This window comes from Belnapia moabensis DSM 16746 (genome assembly GCF_000745835.1).
GTDB classification, from domain to species: domain Bacteria; phylum Pseudomonadota; class Alphaproteobacteria; order Acetobacterales; family Acetobacteraceae; genus Belnapia; species Belnapia moabensis.
The window spans coordinates 58,969-59,447 of the sequence record NZ_KN050757.1 but is presented as its reverse complement, the minus strand read 5'-3'; the positions used below and the strand labels follow the sequence as shown (position 1 = coordinate 59,447).

Here is a 479-nt window from a genome sequence, read left to right as displayed (position 1 = left end):
CGTTGGGCATCGCCCCGAGCGCTGCCCCGTCGCAGTAAGCCGCTACGCTGCCGGCTTGCTCGGCCGCCCGCAGCGCGGCCGCCCATGCATGACCGAGCTTGCCGTCGAGGCCCAGCCGCTCCGCGATCTCGCTGGCCTCGGCCGCCAGCCGCAGCGCATCAGCCGGACCGAGCGTCTGCCGAGCCACACCGTCCGCGATCTCGCCGGCCACGCCCAGCACGGCCTCGAGCCCTTGCCGCTCTGCCGGTGTGGCAGGCAGGGTCGCCACAGCCGCGGCCAGGGCAAGACCCCGCTCCGCGGCGTGCTTACGCAATCGCCCGAACACCACCCCGCCGATGCCGCGTGCCGGAAAGGCGCAGGCCCGGCGGAAGGCGTCATCGGCGGCGGGCTCCCAGACATGGGCGCCGGCCTTGCCGCCGCGGCTACGGCTCATCGCCAGCCGCAGCCAGGCTATGGCGGCCAGGACCTCCTTCGGCGGC

The 479-nt window shown here is 75.4% G+C and carries 1 pseudogene; it reads right to left on the bottom strand.

Annotation, left to right across the window (positions count from 1 at the left end):
- Positions 1-479 (bottom strand): annotated as a pseudogene (locus EP26_RS39080) (hypothetical protein); the annotation flags it as partial.